Annotated in this window: 1 protein-coding gene; it reads right to left on the reverse strand. The window is 71.2% G+C overall.

The genetic code is table 11. From position 1 onward, the window contains the following. A partial coding sequence (locus tag ACFWJO_RS38085; protein ID WP_386872735.1) for an N-6 DNA methylase occupies positions 1-1,526 on the reverse strand: 1,526 nt, incomplete at both ends.

A 1,526-nucleotide genomic window follows, 5' to 3' on the forward strand; every position in this document is an offset into this window, starting at 1 on the left:
TCGTCGAACAGCGCGTCCTCGCCGTCCCCGTGCTCCACCCAGCCGCCGGTGCCGGAGGTCACCCGGTCATAGGGCGGGTTGCCGATGGCCACGGTGATGCGCCGGTCCCGCTTGATCCGGCGGGCCGCCTCGGCGGCCTCGGCGAGGACCCGCGCGTCGCCGAATAGCCCCTCCGCCATGCCCGCCGAGGGGTCCTCCAGGGTGTCCGTCAGGTACACGCCGATCTCCTCCGCCTGGAAGGCGTGACCCTGCGCCTCAGCGAGCCGCTGGCCGATGCGCAGGTGCGCCACCGAGTATGGGCCGGGCAGCAGCTCGAAGGCCAGCAGGTTCTTCGTGAGGTTCTTGGCCACCTGGGCCACCCCCGCCGGGCCGCGTTCCTCCCGGGCCGCTGCCTCCGCGCGGTCGATGACCGCCAGCGGGTAGGTGCCGGAGCCCGTCGCGGGGTCCAGCGTCACCACCGAGGGGGCACCGAAGCCCAGGGTCTGACCGAAACGTTCCCGCAGCAGCGCGTCCACCACGCGCACCTGGCACTGCACCACACTGATCGGCGTGTAGTAGACACCCGCGCGGTTACGGGCGGCCGGGTCGTAGCGCTGGAGGAAGTCCTCGTAAAACCACAGCCACGGCTCACCACGGGAGTCCGTGGAGCGCTCGATGGCGGCCACGTCCATGCTGGACACCAGCCGCATGATGGCCCCGACCTCCGGGGCGATGTACTCCATGAGCGCCGGGATGCCGATGATCGGTCCGAGGGACGCCGCCAGAACATTGCGGTGGGCCGTCTCCAAGGCGTGCTTGGCCTCCTCGAGCGTCACCACGCCGTCGGCGTTCCGGTCCGCTTGGCCGGAGAGACCGGCGATGGCCATGGAGTAGGCCACCACCTGGGCGACGTCGCCCGCGAACTGGGCGTCCGTGGTCGTGTGGTGCACCGTGTGGTCCCAGGCCGCCTTCGCCTCCCGCACCGAGCGGTAGTTGTTGGACAGGCCTTCCTGGAGGCGCTCTCGAAGGAAGCGGGCCAGCGGGGCCAGGCGGTCCGCGAGCTGGCCCACTCGGGTGATCGGCCGGGGCTGGGCCAGGGTGAACTGTTCCAGGACGGTGCGCAGGCGGTCCGCGTCCCAGCCTGCGACGCCGTCGATGGGCAGGAACGCGGTGTCCACAGGGGAGCCGGAGACATAGAGGGCGATCTCGTCTCCGTTCGAGACGAGCAGCGCGTCCAGCTGGGAGAGCAGGTCCCACTGGCCCTTCTCCCGGCCGCGCCACTTCTCTCCGATGACCGTGTGGCCGGGTGCCTTGAGTTCCACCCATCCGCAGGGGCGACCGTCGATCAGGGCGGCGAAGTCCGGGCGCACGCCGTCGAGCTGGGCCTCTCGCAGCAGGCTGAGGTCCCCAATCCCGGTGACGGAGGAGAACGCGCGCAGGAACTCGGAGACCGGGACCGTCAGCTGCGCCTCCGGCTCGGCGAAGACCCCGCTCGTGGAGGCGAGCCGCACGTCACGGGCGTACTTCTCAGCGAGCTGGGCGAGGGG

It is taken from the genome of Streptomyces sp. NPDC127092 (assembly GCF_042722475.1).
Lineage (GTDB): Bacteria > Actinomycetota > Actinomycetes > Streptomycetales > Streptomycetaceae > Streptomyces.